The following is a 14907-nucleotide window of genomic DNA, read 5'->3' as shown; positions in this document are numbered from 1 at the left end:
TTAAGAGAACATTACTTAGCAATCGTATTTTTTTAAGATTTTCGTTCTTTATTAAGAATAAATGAGGGTGAAGCACAATAAATGAGTGGTATAGCTGGAATCTTATATGAAAATCAAGCGAGCATAGCAACAGAGCATGCTAGGAGAATAATGAATGGGTTTCAAGGATTCCCTTCCGATGATATTCAAGTATATAGCAGGATGAATATTTTTCTTGGCTGTCATGCACAGTGGATTACCCCAGAATCAATTGGAGAGAGAAATCCTTATTTTGATAAAACAAGCGGAGTGGTAATCACCTCTGATTCTATTATTGATAACCGAATGGAATTGTTTCAATCCCTGCAGGTTGATCGCTCCTTGCAGCAAACTATTTCTGATACGCAGTTAATTCTTCTTGCTTATCTTAAATGGGGGGAAGAAACTCCGAAATATCTGATTGGAGATTTTGCCTTTTTTCTTTGGGATGAAAGGCAGCAAAAGTTATTTGGTGCAAGAGACTTTTCGGGAAGCAGAACTTTATATTATGTGTATAAGGAAAGGCAGTTCTACTTCTCAACGGTAATAGAATCGTTATTGAAATTACCAAATGTCAAGCAGCGGTTAAATGAGGAATGGCTAGCTGAATATTTAGCTATTGCTGGAGTAGTAGATACGGTTGATTCTTCCATTACGCCTTTTATCGGGATTGAGCAAGTGCCGCCATCACATAGCATCACAATTGAAAAAGGACGGAAAAAAGTAAAGAGATATAGTCAGATAAGCTCTGAAGTAAAACCAATACATCTACCTACTGATAATGATTATGTAGAAGCGTTTCAGGAGGTTTATCAATCAGCTGTCCAAGCAAGGCTTAGAACCTATAAAAAAGTTGGGTCTCAGTTAAGTGGTGGATTGGATTCAGGGTCGGTTGTCAGTTTGGCAGCCAAACATCTTAGAGGAGATGCTGGCTTACATACTTTTAGCTATATACCACCAAAAGACTTTATTCCATTTGGTCCGAAGAATTTAGTAGCCAATGAATCAGCCTTTGTAAATAAAACAGTGAATTATATTGGCCATTTACAGGATCATTACCTAGATTTCGAAGGGGAAGATTCCTACACACAGTTAGACGAATTTTTAGAAATAATGGAAATGCCCTATAAGTTTTTTGAAAATTCCTTTTGGATTAAGGGGATTTTTGAAGAGGCGCAAAAACGGGACATAGGCATTCTTCTGAATGGAAATCGAGGAAACCTGTCTATATCGTGGGGAGGAGTGCAGGATTATTTTCCTCTTCTACTAAAACAATGTAGATTGCTTAAACTCTATAAAGAAGTGGAGGCATATAGCAAAAACATTGCAAGACCACGGAAAAGGGTTGCTGCGATGGTGCTTAGAGAAACTTTTCCTTTTTTAAATCAGCAAAGGAAGAAATATACAACGGGAGGGCCGCCGCCGCTGATTAATCCAGAGTTTGCAGCGAAAACAAGCATATATACGAAATTAGCAGAAGCAGGAATTGATGCAACAGGATGGTTTTCTGAATTAAACGCATTTGAGCAAAGGAGAAGGCATTTTGATGACTTATTTCACTGGAATGCTTCCAATACATTCATGACCAAACTTTCGCTGAAATATGGATTAATCAGTCGAGACCCGACAAATGATTTACGAGTTATTCGTTTTTGTTTGTCTATTCCAGAAGATCAGTATGTACAGAAGGGAATGGATCGTGCTCTGATAAGAAGAAGTACGGAAGGATATTTGCCTGATGAAATAAGACTGAATCAGCAAATAAGAGGGGCTCAAGGGACGGACTGGCTTTATCGAGTAATTCCCCATTGGAAGAGTCTATTGCAGGAGGCTAGGGAGGTTTCAAAAGATCCAGCGATTCTTTCCTATATTAATTATAGTTGCTTGAAAAGGGGACTGGATAAGCTGGAAAAAGGAGCAATTTCTGAACTCGCAGTGGATCCTGATGTCCGAGCATTGTTTAGAAGCATTATCGTGTATCGGTTTTTAAAAAAGCTAAAGTTGGCAGGATGAGTAGGAAGATACTAGATCTTACAACTTGAAAGGAGGTGATAAGATGAACAAGCTTGAATGGAAAGAGCCAAACTTAGAAGTTTTAGATGTAAAAGAAACAATGGCAGGACCATTTAATAACAATAAGTTAGATGCAACTTATGAAACTGGAACGCCATTCCCTGATCTTGGCTGGAGCTAATGATCAATTCCACTTTTAGGACATAATAGTTATATTTTTTCGATCTGCCTCCATCCTTCGCTGTTAAGAAGGTAGAGGCTTTTCTTTTTGATAGGATAAGGAAGAAGGTGTAGGAGGGACATATGATAACAAAAAGTGCATTTCGTTATTATGCTTTTGGATGCCATGTGTACAGCGAATTCATGCTGCCAGAGTTATGCAAAGAAGAAAAAGTAGAAGTCATTCCAGAACTAGTGATTAAAGAAAAAGACCTGCGGGAATATTGGAATGCTAAAGCAAAGGCAAATAACTATTTTGTCATAGAGAGGGATATGGTTCTCTTCCATGTTCCAAATATCGCAATATTTTTAATCGAAAAAGGGGAAAGCATTTCTATCACGTTATTGTCGGCAAATAAAATGGATGAAATGCGCCTCTATTTATTAGGTACATGTATGGGTATTCTGCTCATGCAAAAACGAATTCTTCCTCTTCATGGCAGTGGAATTGTGATTGAGGGGAAAGTATATGCCATTGTAGGGGACTGTGGCGCAGGCAAGTCTACATTAGCAAGAGCATTTTTACAAAAAGGCTATAAATTGATAAGTGACGACATTATTCCAGTCCAATTAAATAAAGACGGAAAACCAATTGTTATCCCTACCTATCCCTATCAAAAGTTATGGCTAGAGAGTTTGCATGAGTTTGAAATGACTAATCTTTCTTTCAAACCGATTGCTTATCGAGAAGAGAAATTTAGTGTGCCAATAGAACAGCAATTTGAAACAAACTGTCTCCCGCTGGCTGGCCTTTTTGAGCTCACAAAAAAGGACGGAGAGAAGATTGAAATAAAAGAAAAACGGAATCTTGAACGGCTGCAAATATTGTATAAGCATACTTTTCGGAACAGCTTTCTTCAACCATTAGGTTTATTGGAATGGCACTTAATAACCACATCTAAATTCTTAGAAAGTACCTCTATTTATCAAATCGAACGGCCGAAATCTCGCTTTACTGCAAATGAACTGGTAGAGCTTATTTTAACAAAGCAAAAGGGAGAAGAAGACAAATGAGGAAAACACAAGCGCAAATAAATAAACAGACTATCGTTGTACAAACTCCAGGACACATTGTGAGTGATATGAATGGAGAAAAAGTAATGTTAAGCATTGCGAATAGCAAATACTATAATTTAGGTCATATTGGAGGCGATATTTGGGAATTAATAAAGGAGCCAATCTCGATTGACCGAGTGGTAGCTATCTTAATGGAAAAATATGAAGTAACACAACGAAAATGCGAGCAGCATGTTTGTTCCTTCTTGGAAACATTAAAAGAGGAAGGTTTGATTACAATAAAGAGTACCTAAAGGAAAAGAGGAGAATGAATGATTGGCGAAAGAATTCGATATTTACGTCAGCGAAAAGGTTATTCGTTATCTAGGTTGGCAAAAGAGGCGGAGGTATCCAAAACATACTTAAGCAACATCGACAGAGGCTTACAAAATAATCCCTCTCTACACTTCTTAGAAAAAGTAGCCGCTAAACTAGGAACAAGCGTGGAATACTTAATTAGTGATGATTTTGAAAAAGATATGCTTAATAATAAAACAAGCAGTAAAAGAACGATCAAATAGATGCATGAGCACCCAAAAGATACATAGTTGAACTTTGATCAAGGGAAAGTACCCCCCTTTCTTCCTACTTTCCCTGCAAACCTTCCTATAAGCTTTTATTCCTCCCATAGAGTTATCATATTGCCAGCCAATTATAGCAAACGAGCATTCTTTAAATGAGTAAGTAAAATATATAATATAATAGAAGAAACTAGGTAGCGTTTACAAGAAGAAATGGGAGTGAAGTAACATTTGCAAATATTCAGAAATCGTGATAATATGCTATTTCGTTCGTTATAAAGAACTATTTTGTGAAAAATAAGCGAGAAAATCTCGCTTTAGTTAGTAAAGAGTTTATTCAGAAATAAGTTTTTTAGCCAGATAGCTGCTCCAAACTTTAAAGCCTTGTTCATTTGCTTTTGATTTATCACCTAACTCAACGTAATAATCTTTAAGTTTTAAATCATTGCTATCAGGCCATGCTTCCCAATGATTCCAATAGGAAATTTCCTTCGATTCTGCAAACTTTTGCAAATCATTCGTTTGCATAGGATAAAGACCTGCCTTATACAGGGGATGTGCCGGCATTAAAACAAATGTTACATCTGGCAGTTCATCTTTTGTTTCATTTATCACTTGGTTGACATTCAATAAGGTTGTAGAAATATCAACTACACCGTTATCATTCAACAAAAAAGGTTCCCAGATGACCATATCTGGCTTCTTATCGATCATAGACTCATATTCATTATTATTTACATAATCGGATGATGTCTCATTATATGTAATGCTATCAATGGTTACGTATTTATCATATTTATTAGCTAACGCTTCTTGCAATGGTGTAATTAACCCAAGCTCTTTATCGCCAATTTCCTCGGAACCAACTAATAAGATATGAAAAGCTTGTTTATCAGCAAGTTTCTCTTCCAGTACTTGCTGGGCACTCTCAGGCCAAGACTTGGCGAAACTCATATAGTAGTCAAGACTAAAGTACTGGTCTTTATGTTCTTCCTGGTCTTTATTTTTTACTTCTGCATCTTTAGTAGGATGGCTGTTAGTTAAAGGACTGACCTCTCGATTATTCCAATGCGTATTCCCAATAATAAGTATGAGCACGAGAATAATAGAGAGGATGGATAGAATAATAGCTTTCATTGAAACCTCCTAGGAATAGTATAATTATTTAGCAATCTACCAAGTTAGTACATAAGATAGGAAAGTTCTCCCTTTTTAAAAAAAATATATATCAAAAATGTAAATTAATTGATATAGTAAAACACGTAAAAACAATTCAATTAAAATTATGACAAGAAATGACAATATATGCAACGTTATATGATATAATATTTTTGGTTTTTATATTTTTCTAGGAGGAAGTCATGGAAGAAACTATTAGTCTAAAAGAATTATTTGATACAGTAAAGAAAAGAGTATCACTTATTATCTCCATTACATTAGTTGCTATGATAGTAAGTGCCGTTGTAAGCTATTTTATTATTACGCCTGAGTATAAATCTTCGACACAGATTCTTGTTAACCAGGCAAAGGAAGATCAATCGATTTATAATTACAATGAAGTCCAGACTAATGTGCAATTAATTAATACGTACAGTGTAATAATTAAAAGTGCAGCTATTTTGAATAATGTAAAAAAAGAATTGGATTTAGATATGTCTATTTCAGATTTAAATGATAAAATTTCAGTTGAAAGTGCACAAAATTCTCAAATTATGACTGTTTCAGTAAAAGATTCGGATCCCACAGTAGCATTGCAAATTGCCAATACTACTGCCGAAGTGTTTGAAAAGGAAATAAAAAACTTAATGAAAGTAGACAATGTAAGTATATTACCATTAGCAGATGATCAAGAAAATCAATCTCCTGTTAGCCCTAATCCTCCTTTAAATATTGCGATTGCTGCAGTAGTAGGAGTAATGATAGGTGTTGGATTAGCGTTACTACTTGAATACTTAGATAATACAGTGAAAACAGAGCAGGATATTGAGAAATTGCTAGAGTTACCTGTACTGGGAGCTATTACAAAAATTGATGAAAGCTTTGAAGCAAAACTTAGAGGCACACAAAAAGGAAGAAGCAGGGGGGATTTACTTGGCAGCAAGTAAAAGAGCAAAAAAGGGCGGATTAGCACTTAATAATAGACGAAAACTGATTGCAAAGTATGATCCGAAATCACCAATCTCTGAACAGTATAGAAATATTCGAACAAATATCATATACTCAAGTGTGGATGAAGAAATCCGTTCGATATTAGTGACATCCTCGGGACCAGGGGAAGGAAAGTCGACAACAACGGCAAATTTAGCAGTGGTGTTCGCACAACAAGGAAAAACAGTATTATTAGTGGATGCAGATTTACGGAAACCAACTGTCCATTATACGTTTAATTTAAATAATACAGCTGGATTGACCTCCATATTAACAAACCAAATGGGTTTAATGGAAGCTGTTCATCAGGATGATGAACAGAATTTATATATTCTTCCTAGTGGGCCAATACCACCAAATCCTTCAGAGCTATTAGGATCAAAAGCAATGAGTCATTTTTTAGAACAAGCATTAGCAGAGTTTGATATTGTCTTATTCGATACACCGCCAGTAATGGCTGTGACAGATGCACAAGTGCTGGCCAATCTTTGTGATGGAAGTATTTTAGTAGCAGGGAGCGGGAAAGCGGATAAAGAAGCTGTGGTGAAAACGAAAGAGCAGCTTGCTGCTTCGACGGGAAAAATATTAGGTGTAGTATTAAATAATAAAAAAGCGGACAAAAAAGGTAGTTATTATTATTATGGCACAAATTAACAATCAGTTAAATTGCTTACGATAATATCACTTAATATAGTTATAGAAAAAGTTAGTAAAATAATAGAGGGGTGTAGAACCAATGATTGATATCCACAGTCATATATTACCTGGAATTGATGATGGGGCACAGACAATAGAAGATAGCATAAAGATGGCAAAAACAGCCGTGAACGAAGGCATAACATCAATCATTGCTACACCTCATCATAAGAATAATCAGTTTAATAATTTGAAATCTTCGATTCTTACAAAGGTAAATGAGCTAAATACAGTATTAAAACAAGAAAATATTCCTCTTACCGTACTTCCTGGTCAGGAAGTACGAATTTATGGAGAAGTGATAGAAGATTATAATAAAGAAGAAATTCTAACACTTAATCATACAAAATATCTTTTCATAGAATTTCCCTCTTCCTCTGTGCCGCGATATGCAGAAAGGTTATTGTATGAATTGCAAACTGAGGGAATAATTCCAATTATTGTACATCCGGAGAGAAATAAAGAATTGCAGGAAAAGCCTAATCTTCTTTATCAGTTCGTAAAAGGTGGCGCATTAACTCAAGTAACGGCATCTAGCGTGGTGGGATATTTTGGAAAGAACGTGAAAAAATTTTCAGAGCAGTTGATTGAGTACAATTTAACCCATTTTATTGCATCCGATGCTCATAATATCCATAATAGAACATTTAAAATGACTGAAGCTTTAGATATGATTGAAGCAAATTTTGGTACGGATTATATCTATCTTTTTAAAGAAAATGCCCAATTTCTAGTGGAAGATAAGAATATAATAAAAGAAATTCCTGAACGGATAAAAAGAAAGAAAATTTTAGGGATATTTTAATCCAATAATTTACTAGATAACTAATAGTAGGAAAATGTATATTTAATAGTATCATGGTTTTATTATTTATTAGTTATCTGGAGACTACATAAAAAGAAAAATAATTAAGGGTTAGGTGATATAGTGATGTCTGAATTTTATAAGGATCAATCTCTGTATTTAGAAATGAAACAAAATATATCTGTAAATACAGCTCGAAGTTACCTTGTAATGAAAAGATCAATAGACATCATCGGTTCATTCTGTGGATTAGTTGTTCTAAGCATCCTTTTTATTATTATTGGTCTTTTAATTAAATTAGAAGATCCAAAGGGGAAAGTTTTCTTTAAACAAATAAGAGTTGGAAAAGATGGTAGTGAATTTTATATGTATAAGTTTAGATCAATGGCATCCGATGCTGAGGAACGTCTGAAAGAGTTATTAGAATTAAATGAAGTATCTGGAGCAATGTTCAAGATGAAAGATGATCCAAGAGTAACCAAGATTGGAAAGTTTATTAGGAAAACCAGTATCGACGAGTTACCCCAGTTATTTAATGTTTTAAAAGGGGAAATGAGTCTAGTAGGCCCTAGACCACCATTACCAAGGGAAGTAGCTGATTATTCTTCTTATGACAAGCTGAGATTATTAGTAGTTCCAGGTTGTACTGGTTTGTGGCAAGTAAGTGGTAGGAATGAGTTGGGCTTTCAACAAATGGTTGAATTGGATATTGAATATATAAAAAAAAGAACAATTCTATTTGATGCTAAAATTATTTTAAGAACTGTAAAATGCATGTTTAAACCAAATGGAGCGTATTAAAAGATTATGGTGAAATTCTAATGAATTCAATGATGAAAAAAGTAGGTTGGATGCTTTATGGACAAGGCGGAAGGCTGATATTTCAAACAATTTACTTTCTGGGCTTAGCTTTTGTATTTACACCTTATGAGTATGGAATATATGTAAGTATTACAGCTATAACTGTAATACTTAGTCCGTTTTGTGGAGTAGGATTTAATAGTTTACTGGTTAAAATAATTTCTACCGATAATAAAAATTTTCCAAGAGTCTATGGTAATGCTTTAAAAATAACAGTATATAGTTATGTTTTATTATTGATAATGGGTTCTGTAGCTGTTTGTTTTTTATTTGATAACTACTTTTTTGCATTTAAGTTATTTATACTCATCAGCCTTGCCGATTTATTATTTTTAAAGTTAACAGAAATGTCTTCGCAAATTTTTATTGCTAAAAATTTGGTGAAAATTTCTGCTCATATTCTAAATTTTATAAGTTTAATTCGTTTTATGTCAGTCTTATTTTATTTTATAATGGTTAGAATTAATCCACAATATACGGGGCTTTTAAATTGGGGGAAAATATATTTAATAGGATCCTTGATTTTCACTATATATATATTAATTTATACTCTTAAAAAAAATGAAAAACCATTATTAAGAGAGAAAATATCACTATCGTATATAAAAGAAGGGATTTATTTCTCGATAGGATTATCATCACAGGGAATATATAATGATATCGATAAAACCTTAATGGGGAAATATACTAATTTAGAAACTACCGGGCAATATGGTTTTGCATATAAAGTTTTGGATGTACTATTCATACCTATTAAAGCCATTCTTGCAATTACTTTTCCGATGTTTTTTAAATATGGAAAAGAAGGCAATATACGAAAAACTTTACGCTTTGGTTTGAAAATTATGTTTCTTCTATTACCATTACTAATATTAATATGTGTACTTTCATTTTATTTTGTTCCCCCGTTAATTAAACTAATATTTGATAATAAATATTTAGAAAGTATCAGTATGTTTAAACTATTATTACCAATTGTTATTTTAAGAAACATTCACTATATACTGGCTGATGCAGTTACAGGGGCTGGCTACCAAAAAGAAAGAAGTATTATTCAAATAATAGTAGCAATTTTGAATTTCTTATTAAACATATATTTTATAAGCCAATTTCAAGTTATGGGAGCTATTATTGTAAGTATAGTTTCAGATTTGTTGATGGTAGTATTTGTTGCAATTTTAATTCTTAATAAATTAAAGGATGACAAAATAAATTTAAAAGGGAGTCATAATGAAAATAGTTAAAGATTCTTATTTAGCAATTTTAAATTTTATTGTGCCAAATATTCCATTTCATAGTTTAAGAATATTTTTATATAGATTACTAAAAATCAATATTGGGAAAGATACTACTATTTTGAGACCTGTTTTTTTCTACAATCCATTTAAGATTACAATAGGTAGAAACTGTGCTATTAATGACCACGTTGTACTTGATGGGAGAGGTACATTAAAAATCGGTAATAACGTAAATATATCACCTTATGTAAAAATTTACACTGCGGAACATGATGTAAATAGTTCTAATTTTAAATATATTGAGGGAAAAGTAGTTATAGATGATTATGCCTGGGTTAGCACAAACGCAATGGTTATGCCTGGTGTAACTATTGGGAAAGGTGCAATAATAGCAGCTGGTGCAGTTGTAACTAGAAATGTTGAGCCATACGCAATTGTAGGGGGAGTTCCTGCTAAGAAGATTGGAGAAAGAAATAAAGAATTAGATTACACTCCTAATTTCAAGAAGTTCTTTCACTGATTTTGAAGGAAGTTTAATCTTAGAAAAGGTTGATGAAATTGATTTATTTATATTATTGGCTAATTGTTATGTTAGGTGCAATTTCTTGGAAACCGTTAATACCAAATTATGGTGGGACGATTTTAACATTAGTGAAAGGAGCATTATTAATAACAATAATATTTATTATAATTTCGAGAGGGATTAATAAGAATTTTCTTACTTATTTCAGTTTATGTGGTATCTTTGTATTGTTTTTTTATCTACTTTTACAAATTAGTAGATTAGATTCTGTTGAATTTGCGAACTTGGGCGACATATTTAAATCTTTTTCATCTTATCTTTTATTATTTTTAATGCTAATGATTAGGTTAAGAAATGAAGAAATTAAAAGAATCTTAGATTTAATACAAAAATTGCCGATTTTCAGTGTGGTATTCGGATTGTTCTTTTCTCTCTTTACTGATTGGTCTGTGATAAAATTTGAATTTACAGGTGTGAATAGGCTACAAGGAAGTAATCCTCCTGCTCATTTAGCTGAAATTTGCTTTGTTGCTATAATTACTTCTGTAGGTCTTCTACTAAAGAAAGATATTCAAAAAACTCTATATTCAAGTTCAACCAATAAATTATATTGTTACCTACTTATTAATACTTTAATTTTGATTCTTACTTTTACTAGAATTACTCTTTTAGGTGCAGGTTTGATTATTTTATATATGTTAATTAAGAAACTGTATATTACAATAATCAACAATAGGTATTCAATACCAATTGTTTTTATCACTATTATAAGTATTTTTCCAGCAATATTTATCTTTATTTATATGGTTAAAAGTATTTTAAGAAGATCAACTAATGAAGGTGGAGGAATAAATACCTCCGGGAGATATTGGGCTTGGAAGTATTTTATTGATAGAGCAAATGAATATCCTGTATTCGGAAGAGGAATGGGCGCAAGTCAATCGCTATATGATGTTAATCCTTATAAAGAATTTGTAGCACCTCATAATGAGTATATTAGATCCTACCTTGAAGTGGGTATATTAGGTAGTATAATAATGATTATTTTTATTTTAGTATTTATAGGATGGTTAATTTATAGTAACAAATCAAATAAATTGTTGAGTAATAAATTTATTTTTATAAGTATTATTTCCATTGGAATAGTCTCTTATTATGATAATTTATTTGTAACTATTCACTTTAGCTTACCGTTTATTTTATTAATACTATGCTTAGTGAATGTTTTTACATTTCGAAAAAGTCAGGAAGGGGACTTCACGTGAAAAGGGTGACCTTAATTAGTTCAACTGGTGGACATTGGACACAATTAAACAATATATATAAAGAATTCAAAAAAATAGAGTCTATTGAAAATAAGGTCAAAATAAAGTTAATAACTGAAAAAAATGAATCTAATAAGGATAATAAAAAAGTTGATTTTCTTTATCAACAAGATAGAAAAAGTAAAAATCTAATATTCATTTTAGTTCTTAATGCAATTTTATCTTTATATTATGTTATCAGATATCGACCACATTATGTAATATCAACTGGAGCAGGTGGGACTATTCTTTATCTGATATTTGCAAAGCTTATGGGTTCGAAAGTGATTTTTATTGAAAGTTATGCGAAAATTAATAGCCCTACTATAACTGGAAAAATAGTTTATAAATTTGCAGATATATTTTATGTTCAATGGCCAGAAATGCTAAAATTCTATCCTAATGGAATATATAAGGGGAGTTTATATTGATATTTGTTATATTAGGGACTCAAAAATTTCCTATGAATAGATTAATAGATGAAATTGATTTATTAATAGAGAGAAACGTATTTGCTGCTGAGGAAGTTGTAATACAATCTGGTTATAGTAAGACTTCAAAATTCGCTAAAAGTTTTGAGATAATTAAGGAGAATGACTTTGATCAGTATTTAGCAAATAGCTCGCTTGTTATTTGTCATGGTGGTACCTCAGCTATAATTAAATCGCTTAATCTATCTAAAAAAGTAATAGTTGTTCCAAGACTATCTAAATTTAATGAACATGTTGATGATCATCAGAAAGAGATAGTAAATGTTCTCTTTCAAAAGGGATATATTGAAATGGTTGAGGATATAAAGGAATTAGAACATTATGTTACTAAAGCTTATAAAACAACCTATAATAAATACAATTCAAATGGTGAATTAGCCAATGTTATTGTAAATTATATTTTAAATGAAACAGAATAGTGAGGAATAGATTAGATGGATAATATATTTTTAGTATGGACGAAGTATCAATCGAGGGTTGAGTCGTTAATAAAAGATATAGCACAAAATTTAGGGGACTCAAAGATTATTTATAGAGATAATCCGCCAGCAAACAGTATTAAAAAAATTATATTATATATGATTTACTTTTTTAAAGATTTAGTTTTTATAATTAAAAGTAAGCCCAAAAGTGTGTTTGTACAAAATCCTCCAAGCTACTCACTATTTGCTCCAATTTTATATAAGCTCATTATTAATAAAAAGGTAAAAGTAATTTCTGATTTGCATAATGCAATGACTCGTGAACCATGGCTAAATAGAATTGGCACCAAATTTTTATTAAGTCATTGTGATTTATTAATTGTTCATAATGAAATTGTGTATAGAGGAATAAGAGAAAGGAATCTTTTTAGTTATATAAATCCAGACAAAATTATTGTATTAGAAGACAAAACTCCACTTATCAAGGAAGTAGAAAGAAAGGTAACTAGTAGTGCTGATAAGAGACCAATTGTTTTTTTTCCTGCTTCATTTAATATGGATGAACCTATCGTTGAAGTAATCGACAGTGCTAAATTAGTACCAGAATTTCGAATTATAATGACTGGTAATTATAAAAAGTTATATTCAAACTTTAATTTGTCTGAAAAAGATTTACCGGAAAATGTAGAAGTTACAGGATGGATAGAAACTAAAGATTATTTAGATCTATTGAAAAATTGTGATATTCTTTTGGGGCTTACGATATTCGATGATATTCAGATGAGTGTAAGTAATGAAGGATTAGGTGCAGAAAAGGTAATGGTATTGTCTGATATGGAAGCATTAAGATTAATCTATCAAGATGGTGCAGTATATACAGAAAATTCAGCGAAGTCAATTGCTAAGAATTTGGGAGTTGCTTTTAAAAAAAGAAATGAACTTAAGAAGAAAATTAAAGAGGTAAAAATAATAAAAGAAGAACGTTATATTAAACAATTAAATAACGTTATTAACAGTATTCTCTAGCTTTCAGTAGTCTAAATTATGTGTTGTCATTAAATTCTTTATTTACCATATAGTTTGTGCAAGGGACAACTTACTAAAGAATGAGTTGAAAAGATAGTGATTAATTGTTTGCACCAAAATTGCATGAGAAATTTAACAATATATTTATAGAGGAGTATACTATGAAATTAGTATTATTATCAGGTGGATCAGGAAAAAGACTATGGCCGCTATCAAATGATGCTCGTTCTAAGCAATTTTTAAAAGTTTTAGAAGATAAAAATAATAGAGCATCCATGGTTCAAAGAGTATATAAGCAACTAAAAAACGTAGGTTTGGATAAGTCTGTTGTGATTGCTACTAGTGCCTCTCAAGTAGATATGATTAAGAATCAACTTGGTAATAAAGTGTCAATTGTAGTTGAACCAGAAAGACGTGATACATTCCCAGCAATTGCATTATCTGCTGCATATTTATATACAAAGTGTGCTGTTGATATGGATGAAGTTGTTGGTATTCTACCTGTAGATCCATATGTTGAAGATGAATTTTTTTTAAGAGTCGCAGAGTTAGAGCATATTGTAAAAAATACTGATTCTGATTTAGCGCTAATAGGGGTTAATCCAACTTTTCCATCTTCAAAATATGGCTATATTGTTCCGAGTAACGACAAATTACAACATGATTATTTACAAGTTAGTCATTTTAAAGAAAAACCGTCCGAATTACAAGCAAAAGAGTTAATTAAAAAAGGTGCCTTATGGAATTGTGGAGTTTTTGCATTTAAACTCTCATTTATTATTAACATAATAGAAGATTTGGGATTATCAACGAATTATGAAGAATTAAAAAAACAATATAATTTAATTAATAAGAATAGCTTTGATTATGAAGTAGTTGAAAAGGCAAATAAAATCGTGGCAATTGATTATAATGGTTATTGGAAAGATTTAGGAACCTGGAATACCCTTACTGAGGAAATGACAACAAATATAATGGGAATTGGAACAATTAGTGAAGATAGCGAAAATGTCCATTTAATAAACGAACTTGAAATACCAGTAGCTGTTTTAGGAGGAAAAAACTTAATAGTAGCTGCTTCCCCTGATGGCATTTTAGTGAGTGATAAAGAAAGCAGTCCTAAACTTAAAGATTTAATAACTGACTTTAATCAACGTCCAATGTATGAAGAGCGTATATGGGGCTGGTATAAGGTTCTTGATTTTTCAAAGTACGATAAAGAAAAGGAAGTTCTTACAAAAAAAATCTGTATTAATGCAGGCAAAAATTTGAGTTATCATTACCATCAGCATCGAGTAGAGGTATGGACTGTAATTAAAGGCAGTGGAGAATTAATAATGAATAATGAATCGCGTGTCATTTCTGCTGGTGATGTAATAGAAATATCTCCTTATATCAAACATGCTTTAAGAGCGATAGAGGATTTAGAAATTATTGAGATACAAAAAGGGACTAATATTATTGAAGAAGATGTAAAGGATCCAATTTTTTCTTGGAAGGAAATTTTATTAGACTTAAGAGTATAGAGGATTAACTTTACTTCTAATTTAATTTGGATTTACAAAC

The 14907-nt window shown here is 31.9% G+C and carries 17 protein-coding genes; 16 read left to right on the top strand and 1 reads right to left on the bottom strand.

Features of this window, described 5'->3' with window-relative positions; translation table 11 throughout:
- Positions 1-81: 81 nt before the first annotated feature.
- The 5 genes from NSS71_RS17005 (at position 82) to NSS71_RS16985 (ending at position 3827) form a co-directional block, all read left to right on the top strand.
- A complete protein-coding gene (locus tag NSS71_RS17005; RefSeq protein ID WP_047942565.1) occupies positions 82-2031 on the top strand; it encodes an asparagine synthase-related protein in 1950 nt (649 codons plus the stop codon).
- 43 nt (positions 2032-2074) lie between these two features.
- A complete protein-coding gene (locus NSS71_RS17000) occupies positions 2075-2212 on the top strand; it encodes a paeninodin family lasso peptide (protein WP_123258429.1) in 138 nt (45 codons plus the stop codon).
- Between the two features lie 122 nt (positions 2213-2334).
- Complete coding sequence (locus NSS71_RS16995) at positions 2335-3264, top strand: hypothetical protein (RefSeq protein WP_047942564.1); 930 nt, start codon at positions 2335-2337, stop codon at positions 3262-3264.
- On the top strand, positions 3261-3560 hold the full coding sequence (locus NSS71_RS16990; protein WP_047942563.1) for a lasso peptide biosynthesis PqqD family chaperone: 300 nt from the start codon (positions 3261-3263) through the stop codon (positions 3558-3560). The genes NSS71_RS16995 and NSS71_RS16990 overlap by 4 nt, the downstream gene beginning before the upstream one ends.
- An 18-nt stretch (positions 3561-3578) precedes the next feature.
- Positions 3579-3827 (top strand): helix-turn-helix domain-containing protein, encoded by a 249-nt coding sequence (locus NSS71_RS16985; protein ID WP_144579565.1) that lies wholly within the window; start codon positions 3579-3581, stop codon positions 3825-3827.
- A 333-nt stretch (positions 3828-4160) separates the two neighbouring features.
- Here the strand turns inward: NSS71_RS16985 and NSS71_RS16980 are convergent, their stop codons facing one another.
- Complete coding sequence (locus NSS71_RS16980; protein ID WP_251689407.1) at positions 4161-4964, bottom strand: hypothetical protein; 804 nt, start codon at positions 4962-4964, stop codon at positions 4161-4163.
- A gap of 224 nt (positions 4965-5188) precedes the next feature.
- Between NSS71_RS16980 and NSS71_RS16975 the strand changes: the two genes are divergently transcribed.
- The 11 genes from NSS71_RS16975 (at position 5189) to NSS71_RS16925 (ending at position 14867) form a co-directional block, all read left to right on the top strand.
- On the top strand, positions 5189-5932 hold the full coding sequence (locus tag NSS71_RS16975) for a YveK family protein (RefSeq protein ID WP_251689406.1): 744 nt from the start codon (positions 5189-5191) through the stop codon (positions 5930-5932).
- Positions 5919-6629, top strand: a complete 711-nt coding sequence (locus NSS71_RS16970; protein WP_061799481.1) for a CpsD/CapB family tyrosine-protein kinase — start codon at positions 5919-5921, stop codon at positions 6627-6629. The genes NSS71_RS16975 and NSS71_RS16970 overlap by 14 nt, the downstream gene beginning before the upstream one ends.
- An 82-nt stretch (positions 6630-6711) precedes the next feature.
- Complete coding sequence (locus NSS71_RS16965; protein ID WP_061799477.1) at positions 6712-7476, top strand: tyrosine-protein phosphatase; 765 nt, start codon at positions 6712-6714, stop codon at positions 7474-7476.
- Positions 7477-7602: 126 nt separating this feature from the next.
- A complete protein-coding gene (locus NSS71_RS16960) occupies positions 7603-8277 on the top strand; it encodes a sugar transferase (RefSeq protein WP_061799471.1) in 675 nt (224 codons plus the stop codon).
- Positions 8278-8297: 20 nt separating this feature from the next.
- Positions 8298-9581, top strand: a complete 1284-nt coding sequence (locus tag NSS71_RS16955) for a lipopolysaccharide biosynthesis protein (protein ID WP_341151851.1) — start codon at positions 8298-8300, stop codon at positions 9579-9581.
- Positions 9568-10095 carry an acyltransferase gene (locus tag NSS71_RS16950; protein WP_061799461.1) on the top strand — a complete coding sequence of 176 codons (528 nt, stop codon included), beginning with the start codon at positions 9568-9570 and terminating at the stop codon, positions 10093-10095. The genes NSS71_RS16955 and NSS71_RS16950 overlap by 14 nt, the downstream gene beginning before the upstream one ends.
- A 68-nt stretch (positions 10096-10163) precedes the next feature.
- Positions 10164-11363, top strand: coding sequence for an O-antigen ligase family protein (locus NSS71_RS16945; protein WP_167555733.1), 1200 nt, complete (start codon positions 10164-10166; stop codon positions 11361-11363).
- Positions 11360-11833, top strand: coding sequence for a PssD/Cps14F family polysaccharide biosynthesis glycosyltransferase (pssD, locus tag NSS71_RS16940; RefSeq protein ID WP_235844509.1), 474 nt, complete (start codon positions 11360-11362; stop codon positions 11831-11833). The genes NSS71_RS16945 and pssD overlap by 4 nt, the downstream gene beginning before the upstream one ends.
- Entirely contained in the window at positions 11830-12312 is a 483-nt protein-coding gene (gene pssE / locus NSS71_RS16935; protein ID WP_061799453.1) for a PssE/Cps14G family polysaccharide biosynthesis glycosyltransferase, read from the top strand. The genes pssD and pssE overlap by 4 nt, the downstream gene beginning before the upstream one ends.
- A gap of 15 nt (positions 12313-12327) precedes the next feature.
- A complete protein-coding gene (locus NSS71_RS16930; protein WP_061799452.1) occupies positions 12328-13341 on the top strand; it encodes a glycosyltransferase in 1014 nt (337 codons plus the stop codon).
- A 161-nt stretch (positions 13342-13502) separates the two neighbouring features.
- Positions 13503-14867 carry a sugar phosphate nucleotidyltransferase gene (locus NSS71_RS16925; protein WP_061799450.1) on the top strand — a complete coding sequence of 455 codons (1365 nt, stop codon included), beginning with the start codon at positions 13503-13505 and terminating at the stop codon, positions 14865-14867.
- Positions 14868-14907 lie beyond the last annotated feature (40 nt).

Source organism: Niallia sp. FSL W8-0951 (assembly GCF_038006525.1).
GTDB lineage: Bacteria > Bacillota > Bacilli > Bacillales > Cytobacillaceae > Niallia > Niallia circulans.
Note: the sequence above shows the minus strand (reverse complement) of the source record. Positions and strands in the feature narration are given on the sequence as shown.

Bases quoted from the DNA above. Each gene is read 5' to 3' on its own strand.
- NSS71_RS17005 (WP_047942565.1), top strand. From the start codon at position 82: ATGAGTGGTATAGCTGGAATCTTATATGAAAATCAAGCGAGCATAGCA.
- NSS71_RS17000 (WP_123258429.1), top strand. From the start codon at position 2,075: ATGAACAAGCTTGAATGGAAAGAGCCAAACTTAGAAGTTTTAGATGTA.
- NSS71_RS16995 (WP_047942564.1), top strand. From the start codon at position 2,335: ATGATAACAAAAAGTGCATTTCGTTATTATGCTTTTGGATGCCATGTG.
- NSS71_RS16990 (WP_047942563.1), top strand. From the start codon at position 3,261: ATGAGGAAAACACAAGCGCAAATAAATAAACAGACTATCGTTGTACAA.
- NSS71_RS16985 (WP_144579565.1), top strand. From the start codon at position 3,579: ATGATTGGCGAAAGAATTCGATATTTACGTCAGCGAAAAGGTTATTCG.
- NSS71_RS16980 (WP_251689407.1), bottom strand. From the start codon at position 4,964: ATGAAAGCTATTATTCTATCCATCCTCTCTATTATTCTCGTGCTCATA.
- NSS71_RS16975 (WP_251689406.1), top strand. From the start codon at position 5,189: ATGGAAGAAACTATTAGTCTAAAAGAATTATTTGATACAGTAAAGAAA.
- NSS71_RS16965 (WP_061799477.1), top strand. From the start codon at position 6,712: ATGATTGATATCCACAGTCATATATTACCTGGAATTGATGATGGGGCA.
- NSS71_RS16960 (WP_061799471.1), top strand. From the start codon at position 7,603: ATGTCTGAATTTTATAAGGATCAATCTCTGTATTTAGAAATGAAACAA.
- NSS71_RS16955 (WP_341151851.1), top strand. From the start codon at position 8,298: ATGAATTCAATGATGAAAAAAGTAGGTTGGATGCTTTATGGACAAGGC.
- NSS71_RS16950 (WP_061799461.1), top strand. From the start codon at position 9,568: ATGAAAATAGTTAAAGATTCTTATTTAGCAATTTTAAATTTTATTGTG.
- NSS71_RS16945 (WP_167555733.1), top strand. From the start codon at position 10,164: ATGTTAGGTGCAATTTCTTGGAAACCGTTAATACCAAATTATGGTGGG.
- NSS71_RS16930 (WP_061799452.1), top strand. From the start codon at position 12,328: ATGGATAATATATTTTTAGTATGGACGAAGTATCAATCGAGGGTTGAG.
- NSS71_RS16925 (WP_061799450.1), top strand. From the start codon at position 13,503: ATGAAATTAGTATTATTATCAGGTGGATCAGGAAAAAGACTATGGCCG.